Source organism: Flavobacterium sp. ov086 (genome assembly GCF_900187965.1).
Lineage (GTDB): Bacteria > Bacteroidota > Bacteroidia > Flavobacteriales > Flavobacteriaceae > Flavobacterium.
The window spans coordinates 122593-140952 of the sequence record NZ_FZNL01000009.1 but is presented as its reverse complement, the minus strand read 5'-3'; the positions used below and the strand labels follow the sequence as shown (position 1 = coordinate 140952).

Annotated in this window: 9 protein-coding genes; 4 read left to right on the top strand and 5 right to left on the bottom strand. The window is 33.3% G+C overall.

Annotated features, from left to right (window positions below):
- Positions 1-28 precede the first annotated feature (28 nt).
- Entirely contained in the window at positions 29-2800 is a 2772-nt protein-coding gene (locus CHB81_RS12030) for a bifunctional aconitate hydratase 2/2-methylisocitrate dehydratase (protein ID WP_089352111.1), read from the bottom strand.
- 433 nt (positions 2801-3233) lie between these two features.
- Between CHB81_RS12030 and CHB81_RS12025 the strand changes: the two genes are divergently transcribed.
- Both CHB81_RS12025 and xrtN read left to right on the top strand, forming a co-directional pair.
- Positions 3234-5729 (top strand): XrtN system VIT domain-containing protein, encoded by a 2496-nt coding sequence (locus tag CHB81_RS12025; protein ID WP_089352110.1) that lies wholly within the window; start codon positions 3234-3236, stop codon positions 5727-5729.
- The gene (gene xrtN / locus CHB81_RS12020) at positions 5657-6970 is read left to right on the top strand and encodes an exosortase N (protein WP_089352109.1); all 1314 of its coding nucleotides are present in this window, start codon (positions 5657-5659) and stop codon (positions 6968-6970) included. Before CHB81_RS12025 ends, xrtN begins: the two co-directional genes overlap by 73 nt.
- 56 nt (positions 6971-7026) lie before the next feature.
- Here the strand turns inward: xrtN and CHB81_RS12015 are convergent, their stop codons facing one another.
- Together CHB81_RS12015 and CHB81_RS12010 are read right to left on the bottom strand one after the other, a co-directional pair.
- A complete protein-coding gene (locus CHB81_RS12015; RefSeq protein WP_089352108.1) occupies positions 7027-7980 on the bottom strand; it encodes a MoxR family ATPase in 954 nt (317 codons plus the stop codon).
- Positions 7981-8058: 78 nt separating this feature from the next.
- Entirely contained in the window at positions 8059-9489 is a 1431-nt protein-coding gene (locus tag CHB81_RS12010) for a peptidylprolyl isomerase (protein WP_089352107.1), read from the bottom strand.
- Between the two features lie 539 nt (positions 9490-10028).
- Here CHB81_RS12010 and CHB81_RS12005 point away from each other — a divergent pair.
- Both CHB81_RS12005 and CHB81_RS12000 read left to right on the top strand, forming a co-directional pair.
- Positions 10029-11471, top strand: a complete 1443-nt coding sequence (locus CHB81_RS12005; protein WP_089352106.1) for an alpha-amylase — start codon at positions 10029-10031, stop codon at positions 11469-11471.
- A 158-nt stretch (positions 11472-11629) separates the two neighbouring features.
- A complete protein-coding gene (locus CHB81_RS12000) occupies positions 11630-13222 on the top strand; it encodes a peptide chain release factor 3 (protein WP_089352105.1) in 1593 nt (530 codons plus the stop codon).
- A 250-nt stretch (positions 13223-13472) separates the two neighbouring features.
- Here the strand turns inward: CHB81_RS12000 and CHB81_RS11995 are convergent, their stop codons facing one another.
- A complete protein-coding gene (locus CHB81_RS11995) occupies positions 13473-13784 on the bottom strand; it encodes a DUF3467 domain-containing protein (protein ID WP_072959407.1) in 312 nt (103 codons plus the stop codon).
- An 11-nt stretch (positions 13785-13795) separates the two neighbouring features.
- On the bottom strand, positions 13796-18106 hold the full coding sequence (rpoC, locus tag CHB81_RS11990) for a DNA-directed RNA polymerase subunit beta' (RefSeq protein ID WP_089352104.1): 4311 nt from the start codon (positions 18104-18106) through the stop codon (positions 13796-13798).
- Positions 18107-18360: the final 254 nt, after the last annotated feature.

The window sequence follows — 18360 nt, the reverse complement described above, 5'->3', positions numbered from 1 at the left end:
TTTTGAATTATAATTAACAATCATGTGATTACATAACTAACAACTTGTGAGACGGTGCAAACCTAGTCAGGCTAATACCATCTACCGCTGCTGTATACTCTTCTAATGTAGGAGTTCTACCAAGAATTGTAGACAAAACAACAACAGGTGTAGAAGAAAGTAATGATTCTCCTTTTTTACCTTCAGAATCTTCTACAACTCTTCCTTGGAAAAGACGTGTAGAAGTTGCCATTACAGTATCTCCTTTTGCAGCTTTTTCCTGGTTACCCATACAAAGGTTACAACCCGGACGCTCTAAGTATAACATGTTTTCATATTCAGTACGAGCCGCACCTTTTGGAGCATTATCGTTGAATTCGAAACCAGAATATTTTTGTAAAACTTCCCAATCACCTTCGGCTTTAAGTTCATCTACGATATTGTAAGTAGGAGGCGCTACTACAAGAGGCGCTTTAAACTCAACTTTACCATGTATATCTTCAATATTTTTAAGCATTTGAGCCAAAATCTTCATGTCTCCTTTGTGAACCATACAAGAACCGATAAATCCAAGATCTACTTTTTTCTCTCCACCATAGAAAGATAAAGGTCTGATTGTATCGTGTGTGTATCGCTTAGAAACATCAACATTGTTTACGTCTGGATCAGCAATCATTGGTTCGATAATCTGATCAAGATCTACAACAACTTCAGCATAATATTTAGCATTAGAATCCGGAGTCAATGCTGGTTTCTCAGCTGATTTAATCTCTGTAATTCTCTTATCTGCTTTGTTGATTAATCCTTGAAGAACTTGTTTTTCATTGTCCATTCCTTTATCAATCATAATCTGGATTCTGCTTTTTGCAATCTCCAATGATTCGATTAAGGTATCATCTTCAGAAATACAGATAGAAGCTTTTGCTTTCATCTCTGCAGTCCAATCTGTAAATGTAAACGCTTGGTCAGCAGTAAGAGTCCCAAGATGAACTTCAATAATTCTTCCTTGGAATACATTCTCTCCACCAAACTTTTTAAGCATTTGAGCTTGTGTTGAATGAACTACATCACGGAAGTCCATATAATCTTTCATTTCTCCAATAAATGTCACTTTTACAGATTCTGGGATTGGCATTGAAGCTTCACCGGTAGCAAGTGCAAGAGCAACTGTTCCTGAGTCAGCACCAAAAGCAACACCTTTTGACATTCTTGTATGTGAGTCACCACCAATAATGATAGCCCACTCATCGATTGTAATATCGTTTAGAACTTTGTGAATTACATCAGTCATTGCATGATAAACACCTTTTGGATCACGAGCTGTGATTAATCCAAAATCGTTCATGAATTTCATCAATTTAGGAATGTTTGCCTGAGCTTTTTTATCCCATACTGAAGCTGTATGACAACCAGATTGGTATGCACCGTCAACGATTGGCGAAATTACTGTAGCCGCCATAGATTCTAATTCCTGAGCAGTCATAAGACCAGTCGTATCTTGTGAACCTACGATATTAACTTCTACACGAACATCTGAACCTGCATGTAATACTTTACCTGGAGCTATTCCAACAGCATTTTTGTTGAAGATTTTTTCTACTGCTGTAAGTCCTTGTCCTTCAATAGAAATTTCTTTTGATGGAGCAAATACAAGAGGAGCTTCGATATCTAAAACTTTCGCCGCTAATGTTTGAAGTTTTTTACCAAATACAATTGCGTATGATCCTCCAGCTTTTATAAATTCCATTTTCTGAGGTGTGAATGCCTTAGAAATATCAATTAATTCTTTATCGCCGTTATATAGCTTTTTAGTTTTTGTATTTATTGTAAGTACGGTTCCTGTAGCAACAGAATAAGCTTCTTCTAAAATAGGCTCATTATTCTCATTACGAATAATATTACCCTCTGCATCAAGCTTTTTTACCCAGTTTTTAAGGTCCAAACCAATACCACCAGTAACGTCAACTGTTGTTAGGAAAATTGGAGAAATACCATTTGTTCCTGCTACGATTGGAGCAATATTAATAAATGGAACATAAGGACTTGCTTGTTTACCTGTCCAAAGTGCCACGTTGTTTACACCTGACATTCTTGATGAACCAACTCCCATTGTACCTTTTTCAGCAATCAACATAACGCTTGCGTCAGGATGTTTTGCCTGTAATGCTTTTATTTCGTCTTGTGCCTGAGGCGTAATCATACATTTACCATGAAGCTCACGATCAGAACGAGAGTGCGCCTGGTTACCCGGAGAGAGTAAATCTGTTGAAATATCTCCTTCTCCAGCGATGTACGTCACTACTTTAATTTCTTCAACTACTTCTGGAAGTGTTGTAAAAAACTCTGCCTTTGCATAGCTTTCAAGAATTTCTTTAGCAATTGGATTATCATTTTTAAATGCTTCTTTTAAACGATCTGTGTCTGCCTCATAAAGGTAAACTTGTGACTTTAAAACATTTGCAGCTTCTTTTGCAATAGATGCATCATTACCAAGTGCTAAATCTAATAATACTTCGATTGAGGGTCCACCTTTCATGTGTGATAATAACTCAAAAGCAAAAGCTGGAGTTATCTCTTTTACTTCAGATTGACCGAGAATAATTTCTTTTAAAAACTTAGCTTTCGTACCAGCAGCACTTGTAGTTCCAGGTACAACATTATAAATAAAGAATTTAAGAGAATCTTCTCTGTACTCATTATTCAAATCTTTAATTTGTTCAATGATTTCGCTTAATAATTCAGCACCATCAATTGGTTTCGGGTGAAGTCCCTGACCTTTTCGTTCTTCAATTTCTTGAATGTAATCCTGATAAATATTCATAATAAAAGTCTTTTCTAGGTATTTTATTTTTTTTGTACGCAAATTTAGGTATTAAAGCCGACAATTAAAAAAAATATAATAGAACTCGCCTTTTCAAAAATTATTATTGTTAAAAAACGATTTTCACTGCTTGTTTTTGTCAAAACATCAATTTTGTATTAAAAAAATGAATTATTGGTATTTTAAAATCTTTTCTTTAACAAAGTCGAAATTCATTGTTATAAACGATGTGAGATTTTACCTCGTTTTTAGCTAAGAATCTTTCTAAATTAATATTTACAACGTTATAGTAACGCCTTTTTCTCTCCGTACCCATTTCTTTTCACACAAATTTTTTACCATTTCTTCATGCTAAAAAAAATGAATAAAAAAAACTGTAATTCAATTTTTCTTATAACTTTGCAACTCAAAGTACTTTTAAATAAATACAACTATGAAACACAAATTAGAGATTTTAGAATTTTACAATAAGCCGGGAGTAACCACGAGCTTAGTTGTAACCAATTTTAGCACAGTTTTATTAATCCTGAGTCTTTTTTGCAAGGAATTTGGTTTTCGCAATTTTGAAACGATTGCGATATTAAGTTTGATTGTAGAATTTGTGTTCGGCGCAACTTTTTCATTCATGATTCTTGGAAAAAAAGAGAAATACATTCATATCATACCTTTCTTAATATTGAATTGGCTTATCGGCTGTTTCTGTTTAAATACTTTTATTCCCGTTTTTCATGATCTTCCAATATGGATTTATCTAACAACTCTAGCTTTTTGTTTGTCTAATTTTTTAATTTATCGACATACAGGAGAAAATCAAACTATTTCTATTTCCTTTTTTATAAATGGCCTGTCAATTGGAATCATCCTATATTTTGCACTCTATCTTATACCTCTTATGCCTGTTTCTTTTATCGGAATTCTGGCTTTAGGATTGGGCTTTTATGGTTTAGTTCCTGCACTGGTCCTCATCATTCATATAGCAACCATATCTGGATATTTAAACCGAAATAAAAATTATTTGATCTCTTTTTGCATCGGTTTTTTGATTGTACTAATTGGCATAACTGCTTTCACCGCAGGATTAAGTATCGAAAGCAGAAAAATAGCGCAATCTATTACAATGAAATCATTTGATAAAGATGAAGATCTGCCAAATTATATTTCAGTTTCTCAGAACTTAAAGCCAAATTTCTTCAATGAAATATTACTTAAAAAAGATATCGTTTACATCCCACTTCACGATATATTTTCTTTTGGAAGCTTTGATTCGTTTGGTACTAAACAATATAATGAACGAAAAATTCATAATCCATTTATATCTATCGCTTACTTGTTTTGTGAAGATCTGGATTTAAGCAATGATGACAGAATTAATATCCTGAAATCAAACTTTGACAAACGATTAGAAACAGAGGAACAATTGTGGAGCGGTGAAGATCTTTTTACCAAAAACATTAAAGAAGATGTAAAAGTATATCCTGAGGCACGTTTGGCTTACACCGAAATTACAATGAAGATTGCCAGTGATGAAGGTTCATGGAGAAATCAGGAAGCAATTTACTCATTTCAGCTACCGGAAGGTTCTGTTGCGACTTCACTTTCTTTATGGGTAAATGGAATTGAACGAAAAGGTGTTCTGACCACAAAAGAGAAAGCTCAAAAGGCCTATAAACAAATTGTTGGTGTAGAAAATCGCGATCCGTCATTAATGCAATGGAAAGAAGGAAACAAAGTTGTAGTTAGAGTTTTTCCAATTAATAATACAAATCCAAGGGAATTTAAATGTGGTTTTACAACTCCTCTAAAAGTTGAAGATAATGAAATGAAATATCAAAGTCTTTCTATAAAAGGTCCAAATATTTCGAATGCTCAAACTATTTCACGAATTCAGGTTGTGGGAAATCAAAAAATAGAAACGAGTAAAGATTTCGAACTAAAAAATCATTTTTATATCAATCAATCAAAAGGTTTAGACAATTGGGAAGCCAATATGCCGATAATCAAAAACTCGCAATCGAGCTCATTTGCATGGAAAAATAAAATTTATGAAGTAAAAGATATTCAGAAAACAGTCATTACATTCAAACCTTCAGAAATTATATTGGATTTAAACAGCAGCTGGACTACCAAACAAATAGAATCTTTTGTAAATCTGGATAAAAAGAATTTGTTTGTCTATATAAATGGAGAAAAGAAAGCTATTAGTAAAGAAAACTTCAAAGCTATTGAATTAGACTTCGAAGATTTACACTATTCTTTATTACCACTTTATAAAATTACTTCAAACAGTTTAATCATTACAAAATCTGGCACTTTCTCTGCTAATTTTGAAGAACTTGAAGAATCTGATTATTTAAAGAAAATAAGAACGGGAACAAAAGATAGAAATTTAAAAGTAATCAATATCTCTTCTGACATTAATCCATTTTGGCAGACTGTAAAAGAGCAGAAATACGTTGATTATTTCCAAACCAGTTCTGAAAATTGTTTGAAACTAATTGAGCAAAATCAGTTTGTTTTATACAAAACCGAAAAAAACACAGTCAATATTGAACCTGCACACATTTCAATTACAGAAAATGCAAAAACCGATTCTGTAAAGAGCAATGGACCAAATCATATTTACAGAATGTACGCTTTTGGAAAGGTTCTCGAAGAACAAGTTAAAATTCAAAACGATTCTTTAGCCAACAATCAATATGTTGACTTAGCCAAAGACGCCAATATTGTTACTCCAATATCCTCGTTAATTGTTCTTGAAACCGACGAAGACTATAAAAATAATGGAATCGAAAAAAATGTTGATACTCTCGAAAATGCTTCTATCAATAATGATGGCGCCGTTCCTGAGCCACACGAATGGTTATTGATCATTATTGGATCAGCAGCACTTTTCTTTTATTACAGAAAAACCCAAAAGCAAACTATCTAATGAATCCTTTTTTAGTTCAATACAAAAAAACAATTGTCCTTTTTATTTTAGTTTTCCTTTTTGGGATAAACTATACCATTGTATTAAATGGTCTTGACAGTAATCTTTTTGGGATTGTTTTTTCCATTGCATTATTTCTTATCGGGGGTAGAAAAACTTCATTTAATATGAATTACCCCCTTTTAGGATTAATTTTTCTATTAGAATTTATAAGCTATCGTTTGCATGCCAAATCATTGCACTTTCTAGCTTTATCTTTATTTGCGTGTTTTATCTATTATAGTTTTACACGCAAATTTTCGTTCATCGCTTTTATTTGCATCATATTATTTTCTTCGCTTTTTAATACTTTTTTTGATTATCTAACAGTCGAAATCAAACAAACACTTTGTTATGGTGTATATCTAACTTTAAAAAACTTCATTTCAATAGATAAGATTGAAGGCGTTAATTTTTACATCAACCATGCAAAAATAACCATTGACACAGCTTGTATGGGTTTGTCAATGTTTAAAACAGGTTTGCTTGCCGGAGCTTTTTTATTAACCATAGAAGAAAGAAAACAGCAAAAATACTTTAATATCAAACAAATTTTCTTGTTCTGTTTTCTTCTGATTTTACTCAATATTGTTTCGAATTATTTCAGAATCATAACGCTAATTCTATTTAATTGTACTCAAGAGAATATACAGCATTACACTATTGGATTGCTTTGCTTCGTGTTTTATCAAATTATTCCGATGTTATTTTTAATTCGTTTTTTTAAACCTAAAAAAGCAGCAGTCATAAACAACAAAACCAAAAATTTCAATTTAATACCAATTGCAGCTGGAATGTTAGTTCTTTTCGCTACTAGTTTAGAAATCAAAAAAGAACAAGATTATAAATTACTAGACAATATAAACTCGGACTATAATATTAGTAAAGGTGTTTGGGTAAATAAGGAAGTTTTTAAGATTGCGACTCCTGAAAAGCTCATTTACATTAAAACACCAGCACACAATCCTTTGATTTGCTGGACAGGAAATGGTTATAAAGTAATAGAATCAAAAGTGATAAAGAAAAATAATGATGAAATATGCTTTGTTCGAATGGAGAAAAATAACATTCAATATTTTTCATACTGGTGGTACGAATGCGGCAATACAAAATACACTTCGCTTGTTGAAGTATTACTAATCAAACTCTTTTACAATAAATCAATTCGCCTTGTAAATGAAACCAGTAAAACTCCTCTATAAAAAAAGCCTAACAGACTTTGTATTTCTGTTAGGCTTTTTTAAGTTTTTATATTCTCTTACATCAACTTCTGAATAATAACTTCTTCAGTTATTCCCTCTGCATCTGCTTTATAATTTTTAATAATTCTGTGTCTTAAAATTCCGGTTGCAACTGCTTTTACATCTTCGATATCCGGTGAGAACTTTCCGTTGAAAGCTGCATGTGCTTTTGCGGCCAAAATTAAGTTTTGTGACGCTCTTGGTCCTGCTCCCCAATCTAAATAATTCTTCACAAAATCATTTGACAAAGCATTATCCGGACGTGTTTTACTTACCAAAGTTACAGCATATTCAATAACATTATCAGCAACTGGAATTCTACGAATCAGATGTTGAAAATCAATAATTTCCTGAGCTGTAAATAATGGATTGATTGTCGTTTTTGCATCAGATGTTGTACGTTTTACAACTTGTACTTCTTCTTCAAAACTTGGATACTCTAATTTTATAGCAAACATAAAACGGTCTAATTGTGCTTCCGGCAAAGGATAAGTTCCCTCCTGCTCAATTGGGTTTTGCGTTGCTAATACAAAATAAGGTAAATCTAATTTATAATTCTGTCCCGCAATTGTTACAGAACGCTCTTGCATTGCTTCAAGTAAAGCGGCTTGTGTTTTAGGTGGTGTTCTGTTAATCTCATCGGCTAAAATGATATTCGAAAAAATTGGCCCTTTAATAAATTTAAAATGTCTGTTTTCATCCAGGATTTCGCTTCCCAAAATATCTGATGGCATCAAATCTGGTGTAAACTGAATTCTTTTAAAATCTAATCCTAGAGCCAGAGCCAGAGTATTGATCATTAAAGTTTTTGCCAATCCGGGAACACCAATCAAAAGTGCGTGTCCTCCAGAAAATATACAAAGTAAAATTTGATCTACAACGTCATCTTGCCCTACAATGATTTTGGCTATCTCGGTTTTTAATTCGTTTCGTTTTTGAACTAAATTATGAATTGCTGTTACGTCCGACATTTATGAATATATTTTAAATTAAAAAGAGTTAGCACTATGGATTCATAAAACTAACTCTTTTTCTTTATTTAATAAAAATTATTTTTTCAACCAATTGTATACAAAATTACAATCTCTGTACTCTCCAATAATTTTAATGTAAGTATCTTTTATTTTTGTATCAAACCATTTTGAAATTGTCGTGATTTGCTTTTCTTTTAATGCCAATTCTTTAATTTTAGTATAATCCTTAGCATAATCAGCAACGTGTTCGTCAATTCTATTAGTAACGGTAATCAACTTGTATGTTTTTTTACCTTTATCATCTGTATTTAAAAGTGGTTGTGAAACTTCGTCATCTTTTAAATTAGAAACCTGACTGTATAATGTCGGATCCATTTTTGTCAACTCAAAACGTGTATCCTGAGTATTCGGATTTACCAAAGTTCCTCCGTTTGCTCTTGTTTCTTTTTCGTCAGATTCTGTTCTGGCAGCATCAGCAAAAGAAATTTCTTTGCTTACAATCTTATTTCTAATAGTAGTAATTCTTTCTTTAGCTTCTTTTAAAGCGTCTTCAGAAACCGTTGGCGCAATTAAAATATGACGTAATTCAACTTCTTGCCCTTTTATTTTTTCTACCAAAATAATATGATAACCAAAAGTAGTTTTAAAAGGTTCTGAGATTTCGCCTTCTCCTAAACTAAAAGCAACATCTTTAAATTCCTTTACAAAAGGGGTTTTCCTTGTCATTTTATAAAAACCTCCCGTTGGTGATGATCCTGGATCTTGTGAATATAAAACTGCTTTTGTAGCAAAACTAGATCCTTCAAGAACGTCTTTACGGATTGCATTTAATCTGTCAATTACTTTTTGTTCGTCTTCTTTTGAAACTTTAGGTTCTACCACAATTTGCGCTACTTCCATCTCTGCTCCAAAAGTTGGCAATTCTTCTTTAGGTATTTTTTTAAAAAAATTACGAACTTCTTCAGGAGTTATTTCTACTGCATCAACGATTTTCTTAGTCATTTCCTGAGCTAATTTTTGCTCTTTTAAGATATCAGCAAAATAAGTTTTAAATTCTTCTACAGAATTCTTCTTATAATAAGCAACTACTTTATTGATGTCTCCAACTTGTTGAACCATATAATTCAATCGATCGTCCATCATGCTTCTAACTTCGGCATCACTAACCACGATACTATCCTGAATAGCCTGATGCGCGTATAATTTATCTTCTAAAAGCTTACCAAGCATTTGACATCTTGTAATATCTTTTATAGAACCACCTTGAGCAGTAATCTCTAAATATCCTTTATCAATATCAGAATCTAAAACAATATAATCTCCAACAGTAGCAATAATACCATCAACTTTTAGCTTTTGACCAGAAGGAACTTCAACTGGTTTCTTAAGGATAGTATCCTTTATAATTTCCTGAGCCGAAATAATTGAATTGAAAAAAAGTAAAAAACACATTGTCAACACTAGCTTGTAATCAATTGTTTTTAGCTGTAATTTTTTTAATAACATTATTTTAAATTTAATTTGAATGTAAAGATCTTGTTTTTAGAATTTCGTTTTAAACTAAAATCACCTTAACCTATATTTTCAGAAATGACTCTAAAAACACTAAATATTTAAGATCTAGTTCTTTTAACTTATGCCGAACAAAAATAACAATTCAATTACATAATACAACTATCAGCTATACTATTAACAAAAAATTATATGGAGTGCACTCAAATTTCATAATTGAAAGGCTGGTTATACGAGATTAATCTTTAAAAAAACACAAAATCATTGCTTTAATATCCTCCAAAAACTCGCATTTATATAAATCATCACAAACTCCAAACACTTAATTTACAATTCAATAAAAAAAGTTTTCAACACTACAACGTTTTCGTTGTATAACTATTTTCTTGTAAAAACTGACCGAACCAAAAAACACATACTTTAGATGCGTAATTTACAATTTATAAAGGCTAAAATTACGAATAGTTTTATTTTAAGCCCATATAAATATATAATTACGACTTTATCAATCTAACTTTAACCAAATCTCGATTATGAAAAAACCTAATGCAAAGATTTATTTTCTTGCAGCAATTACAGCACTCTTCTGTTCTTGCTCGCAAAATGAAACAAACGAAGTCGATTCAAAAGCTGAAAGTCAGAAATTTGAAATCATTAATGTTACTCATCATGACGGAAAACCCTTCAGTACAGGATCTTCCAGCTCATCTTCAACAGGAAAATATGTAGATAACCCTGGTGGCGGAGTCATGATGCAGGCCTTTTATTGGGATGTTCCTGCTGGTGGAACCTGGTGGAATACTGTAAGCGGCAAAGTAGCTGCTTGGGGTAATGCAGGAATTGGATCTATTTGGTTACCACCTGCTTCAAAAGCTCAAAACGGAGCTTTCTCTATGGGATACGATCCTACAGATTATTTTGATTTTGGAGATTACAACCAAAATGGCTCTACTGAAACCAGATTCGGATCTAAAACTGAGCTTGTAAGCTTAATCACAAATGCTCATACTGAAAACCTTAAAGTGTATGCTGATATCGTAATTAATCACAATAGTGGAGGGCAATCTGAAGCTAATCCGTTTACTGGAACAAATACCTGGACTAATTTTACCGGAATAGCTTCCGGAAAATTCCCACGTACTTACAATGACTTTTACAAAAACAGCTATGGTAATAATGACGAAGGTGCTTTTGGTGGTTTTCCGGATTTATGCCATGCTGCACCAAATGTTCAAAATTGGTTGTGGCTTAGAACTGACGGAGTTGGTAAATACTACAAAAACACCATGAAATTTGATGGCTGGAGATTTGATTACGTAAAAGGTTTTGCTCCATGGGTTGTACACGATTGGAATGCTAATGTTGGTGGATTTTCAGTTGGAGAATATTGGGATGCAAACGTAAATACTCTTGAATGGTGGGCTAATAATGCTAATAGTTCTGTATTTGATTTTGCTTGTTATTACAAAATGAATGATGCATTTGACGGAAATAATCTTGCATTATTAAACGACGACATGATGTGGAAAAGAAATCCATACAAAGCTGTTACGTTTGTGACTAATCACGATACAGATGAAATTTCGAATAAATTATTAGCGTATTCTTATATATTAACACATGAAGGATATCCAACAATTTTCTACAGAGATTATGAGGAGTGGTTAGACAAAAACAAATTAAACAACCTGATTTGGATTCATAATAACAAAGCAACCGGAACAACTTCGATTTTATATTCAGATAATGATGAATATGTTGCCAGAAGAAATGGTTACAACGGAAACCCTGGATTGGTTGTATATATCAATAACTCAGATTCCTGGCAAGAAAGATGGATTCAGACTAATTGGGCAAATACTCAAATTAAGGATTTCACAGGAAATTCGACTTGGTATCCTACAACTCAGGCAGACAAATGGGTAAAAATACAATGTCCTCCAAAAGGATATTCAGTTTGGTCTATTAATCAGTAATTTTAAATTTAGACTTTTATAAGGCTGCTCCCAAAAAGCAGCCTTATTTTTTTGCTTGTATATTATCTTTAATAAAATGAAAGAGTTCCTAATTTAGGAAGTGAATATTTTTATTAAGCCGTAATTAATAGTACTTTTGCAACCTATTTATACGAAATATGAGCTTTTTAAAAGAAATACAACGCAGAAGAACATTTGGAATTATATCGCATCCCGATGCCGGTAAAACAACTTTAACTGAAAAATTATTGCTGTTTGGAGGAGCTATTCAGGAAGCAGGTGCTGTAAAAAACAATAAAATTAAAAAAGGAGCAACGAGTGATTTCATGGAAATCGAACGCCAAAGAGGTATTTCGGTTTCAACCTCTGTACTTGCTTTTAATTATAAAGACAAAAAAATCAACATTCTTGATACTCCGGGACACAAGGATTTTGCCGAAGATACTTTTAGAACTTTAACTGCTGTTGACAGCGTTATTGTTGTAATTGACGTTGCAAAAGGGGTTGAGGAACAAACTGAAAAATTAGTTGCAGTTTGTAGAATGAGAAACATCCCGATGATTGTTTTCATCAATAAATTAGACCGTGAAGGAAAAGATGCTTTTGACTTAATGGATGAAGTGGAACAAAAACTTGGATTAAAAGTTACACCTTTAAGTTTCCCAATTGGTATGGGTTACGATTTTCAGGGAATTTACAATCTTTGGGAACAAAACATCAACCTTTTTAGTGGTGACAGCCGTAAAAATATCGAAGAAACGATCGCTTTCTCTGATGTTCAAAACAACCCTGAATTAGATAAAATTGTAGGTCAAAAAGCAGCTGAAAAACTTCGTGAAGAATTAGAATTAATTGATGAAGTTTATCCAAAATTTGAGCGTCAGGATTATTTAGATGGAAAAATTCAACCAGTATTTTTTGGTTCGGCTTTGAACAATTTTGGAGTTCGTGAATTGTTGGATTGTTTCGTTTCGATTGCTCCATCTCCAAGACCAAAAGATTCTGAAACTCGTTTAGTTGATCCTAAAGAAGAGAAAATGACCGGTTTTGTTTTTAAAATCCATGCCAACATGGACCCAAAACACCGTGATCGTTTAGCATTTATAAAAATTGTTTCCGGAACTTTTGAAAGAAACAAACCTTACTACCACGTACGTCAGAAGAAAAATCTAAAGTTTTCTAGCCCGAATGCTTTCTTTGCTGAGAAAAAAGAAATTGTAGACATTTCATATCCTGGTGATATTGTTGGTTTACATGATACAGGAAATTTTAAAATTGGAGATACCTTAACAGAAGGTGAAATAATGAGTTTCAAAGGAATTCCGAGTTTCTCTCCTGAGCACTTTAGATACATTAATAATGCTGATCCTATGAAAGCCAAGCAATTGGATAAAGGTGTAGATCAATTAATGGATGAAGGTGTTGCACAGTTGTTTACCTTAGAAATGAACAACCGTAAAGTAATTGGAACTGTTGGAGCACTTCAATACGAAGTTATTCAATATCGTTTAGAGCATGAATATGGTGCAAAATGTACTTACGAGAATTTCCCTGTTCATAAAGCTTGCTGGGTAAAACCTGATGATGCTAAGAATGATGAATTTAAAGAATTTAAACGTATCAAACAGAAATTCCTTGCTCATGATAAATACGGTCAATTGGTATTTCTAGCCGATTCTGATTTCACAATTCAAATGACACAAAACAAATATCCAAGTGTAAAATTATTTTTCACTTCTGAATTTGATTAAATTTCATTTTATAAATACCATAAAAAAAGCGCTAATTTACATTAGCGCTTTTTTTTAATTTGAATTAAACCAACCTTATACTAAGTCATTATATTCCAAAAATTAATTTCTTTTATTAAGAATATCTAAATTAAACCAATACGACAACATAAAGAAATTTAGTCGACGAAAGTAGAATTAAATCGGGTAAACTACATCTAATTTTAACTATCACGCAAAAAAAAGCCCCATTACTGGGGCTTTTATTAATTTATGCTTGTCCTGCCGGACCAAAATTAAGCGGTATTGGTGCTTGTTCTGTCTCTTTGATTTCGCCATGAGCGGCTTCAAAGCGATGAATATTTTCACCAATTGCTTTCAATAATCTTTTAGCATGTTGTGGTGTCAAGACAATTCTTGACTTTACCTTGGCTTTAGGAATACCGGGCATAATGCTCACAAAATCTAAAACAAATTCTGATGATGAGTGATTGATAATTGCAAGATTAGAATAAATTCCTTCTGCAATAGTTTCGTCTAACTCAATATTAATCTGCTCTTGTTGTTGTTTCGGATTACTCATAGTTTCCCTAATTAATAAATATATTCTTCTTTATTAGCCATCATTTCATTGTAATCGTCTTTAGATCCTACGATAGTATTATCGTATTCTCTCATACCAGTTCCTGCAGGAATTCTGTGTCCAACAATTACATTTTCTTTTAATCCTTCTAAATCATCTACTTTACCAGCTACAGCAGCTTCGTTAAGTACTTTTGTTGTTTCTTGGAAAGAAGCAGCAGAGATGAATGATTTAGTTTGTAGCGAAGCTCTTGTAATACCTTGTAGAACTGGCGTAGCAGTTGCAGTAATTACGTCTCTTGCTACAACAAGATTCTTATCATTTCGTTTCAACAATGAGTTTTCATCACGTAAATCACGAGGAGAAATAATCTGACCCGGTTTCAATACAGCAGAATCTCCAGCGTCTTCAACTACTTTCATACCATATAATTTATCATTTTGAACGATAAAATCTTTAGTGTGAATCAATTGATCTTCTAGGAATAATGTATCTCCTGGATCTTGAACTCTTACTTTACGCATCATTTGACGAATAACTACCTCAAAGTGCTTGTCATTAATTTTTACCCCTTGTAAACGGTATACCTCTTGAATTTCATTTACTAAGTACTGTTGAACAGCAGCTGGTCCTTGAATTCTTAAAATATCATCTGGTGTAATTGCACCGTCAGACAATGGTACTCCTGCTCTTACGAAGTCATTTTCTTGTACTAAGATTTGGCTAGAAAGTTTAACTAAATACTTTTTAATCTCACCAAATTTAGATTCGATAACAATTTCACGGTTACCTCTTTTGATTTTTCCAAAAGAAACAACACCGTCAATTTCAGAAACAACCGCTGGGTTAGAAGGGTTACGAGCCTCAAGCAACTCAGTAATTCTTGGTAAACCTCCTGTGATATCTCCTGCTTTAGAAGAACGACGTGGAATTTTAACCAATACTTTACCTGCTTTAATTTTCTCTCCATTCTCAACCATAAGGTGGGCTCCTACTGGTAAGTTATACGAACGAATCAATTCACCTTCTTTACCGTAAACCAATAAAGTTGGAATTAATTTTTTATTTCTAGCTTCAGAAATTACTTTTTCCTGGAATCCTGTTTGCTCATCGATTTCAACCATGAACGATTGTCCTTGCTCTAAATCTTCGTAAGCAATCTTACCAGTAAATTCAGAAACAATTACACCATTATATGGATCCCACTTACAGATCACAGATCCTTTAGTAACTACTTCACCATCCTTAACGAAGATACTAGATCCGTAAGGAATATTGTGTGTATTTAAAACGATTCCAGTTTTCTCGTCAACTAATTTTAATTCAGTTGAACGTGATACTACGATATCAACCGCATTACCTTCACTGTCCTCACCTTTTACAGTTTTTAAATCTTCAATCTCAAGTCTACCGTTAAATCTTGTAACAATACTAGATTCTTCAGAAATACCTCCTGCAACCCCTCCAACGTGGAACGTACGAAGTGTTAACTGTGTACCTGGTTCTCCAATAGACTGAGCTGCAATAACTCCTACAGCTTCACCTCTTTGTGTCATCTTACCAGTAGCTAAGTTTCTACCGTAACATTTAGCACAAATACCTTTTAAAGCCTCACAAGTTAATGGAGATCTAACTTCTACTCTTTCAATCGGAGAAGCTTCGATAGTTCTCATGATTGCCTCAGTAATTTGTTGACCTGATTGAACCATTACTTCATTAGTAAGTGGATTTATAACATCTTGTAATGCAACACGTCCTAAAATTCTTTCTCCTAACGATTCAACGATTTCCTCATTTTTCTTCAAAGCAGAAACTTCAACACCTCTTAAAGTTCCACAATCTTCGATGTTTACAATAACATCTTGTGAAACGTCATGAAGCCTTCTTGTCAAGTATCCGGCATCGGCAGTTTTAAGAGCCGTATCCGCAAGTCCTTTACGAGCACCGTGAGTAGAAATAAAGTACTCAAGGATCGACAGACCTTCCTTAAAGTTAGAAAGAATCGGGTTTTCAATAATCTCACCACCACCAGCAGTAGATTTTTTAGGCTTAGCCATCAATCCACGCATACCAGTTAACTGACGAATCTGTTCCTTAGAACCCCTCGCCCCAGAGTCAAGCATCATATATACAGAGTTGAAACCTTGTTGGTCTTCTCTAATATTTTTCATTGCTAACTCCGTTAATTGAGCATTTGCAGAAGTCCAAACATCAATAACTTGGTTGTAACGTTCGTTATTGGTAATAAGACCCATGTTATAATTCACAGAAATACCTTCAACTTGCTCTCTGGCATCTGCAATTAATTTTGTTTTTTGTTCTGGAATTCTAATATCACCTAAAGAGAATGATAAACCTCCTCTAAATGCGAATTTATACCCCATATCTTTCATATTGTCCAAGAAAGCTGCCGTTGTAGGTACATCAGTCACACTTAAAATGTGTCCGATAATATCTCTAAGGTTTTTCTTAGTCAATACATCATTGATATATCCAGCTGCTTCAGGTACTACTTCATTAAATAATACACGTCCCGCAGTTGTTTGAATAATTTTGAACACTAATTCTCCAGCCTCATTAAAATCTTTTGCTCTGATTCTTACACGAGCATTCAATTCTAATCTTCCTTCGTTTAATGCAATGTTTACTTCTTCAGCAGAATAGAAAGTTAAGTCTTGACCTAAAATTACATGTTCTGGTGTCGAGATACGTTCTTTGGTCATATAATATAGACCCAAGACCATATCCTGAGAAGGTACAGTAATTGGAGCACCGTTTGCAGGATTCAGAATGTTATGAGAAGCCAACATTAATAATTGTGCCTCTAAAATAGCCTCTGGTCCTAATGGCAAGTGAACTGCCATCTGATCCCCATCAAAATCGGCGTTGAAAGCCGTACATACTAATGGGTGCAATTGGATTGCTTTTCCTTCAATTAATTTTGGTTGGAAAGCTTGAATACCAAGTCTGTGTAACGTAGGAGCACGGTTAAGTAATACTGGGTGACCTTTAATTACATTTTCAAGGATATCCCAAACTACAGGCTCTTTTTTGTCTATGATTTTCTTAGCAGATTTTACTGTCTTAACAATACCTCTTTCAATCAATTTACGGATAACGAAAGGTTTGTATAATTCAGATGCCATATCTTTTGGCAATCCACATTCGAATAATTTTAATTCAGGACCAACAACAATTACCGAACGAGCAGAATAATCCACACGTTTTCCAAGTAAGTTTTGACGGAAACGTCCTTGCTTACCTTTTAAGGAATCAGATAATGATTTTAATGGTCTGTTAGATTCTGTTTTAACAGCAGAAGCTTTACGAGTGTTATCAAATAATGAATCTACAGATTCCTGTAACATACGTTTTTCGTTTCTTAAGATAACTTCTGGAGCTTTAATCTCCATTAATCTTTTCAAACGGTTGTTACGGATGATTACACGACGGTATAAGTCATTTAAATCTGAAGTTGCAAAACGACCTCCATCAAGTGGCACAAGCGGACGTAATTCTGGTGGAATAACAGGAACCACTTTCATGATCATCCACTCAGGACGATTTTCACGGTTTAAGTTAGACTCACGAAAAGACTCAACAACTTGTAATCTTTTTAAAGCTTCAGTTTTACGTTGTTTAGAAGTTTCGTTGTTAGCGCTGTGTCTTAATTCATAAGATAAAGCATCTAAATCAATACGAGCCAATAAATCCATAATACATTCTGCTCCCATTTTGGCAACAAATTTATTAGGATCCATATCATCTAAATATTGGTTCTCTTGTGGAAGAGTATCTAAAATATTCAAATATTCTTCTTCAGTTAAGAAATCTAATCTTTGTAATGATTCTCCATCAGCATTTTTAGCAATACCAGCTTGAATTACTACGTATCTTTCATAGTAAATGATCATATCTAATTTCTTAGATGGAAGACCAAGGATATAACCAATTTTGTTTGGAAGAGAACGGAAATACCAGATGTGAGCAATTGGCACAACAAGGTTGATGTGTCCTACTCTGTCACGACGTACTTTTTTCTCTGTAACTTCAACACCACAACGGTCACAGATGATCCCTTTGTAACGAATTCTTTTATATTTACCACAAGCACACTCAAAATCCTTAACAGGTCCAAAGATTCTTTCGCAGAAAAGTCCGTCACGCTCTGGTTTGTGAGTTCTGTAGTTAATTGTTTCAGGTTTCAACACCTCTCCTCTTGATTCTTTCAAGATAGATTCTGGTGAAGCTAATCCTATCGAGATTTTATTAAATCTTTTTATAGGATTCTTATCTTTATTGTTATTTCTATTATTCATCATAGTTTTTACTATTGATTTATCTGCAATTAAAAAATTGATTTTAGATTTCTGATTTTTTTCCGCTTTAAGCGAAACTAAATCAGTAAACTACTACCTCGGGTTACTTCTCTAAACTTCAAACCTTAATTATTTTGAAGCGCTAATTATAAAACTCTTAGGGTTTATATAAAAAATCGGAACGGGTTACGGGTATAAATCCTAAAAACTTCTATAAATGAGTAATCAGCCCCGACAAAAATCGGGACTGACAACTA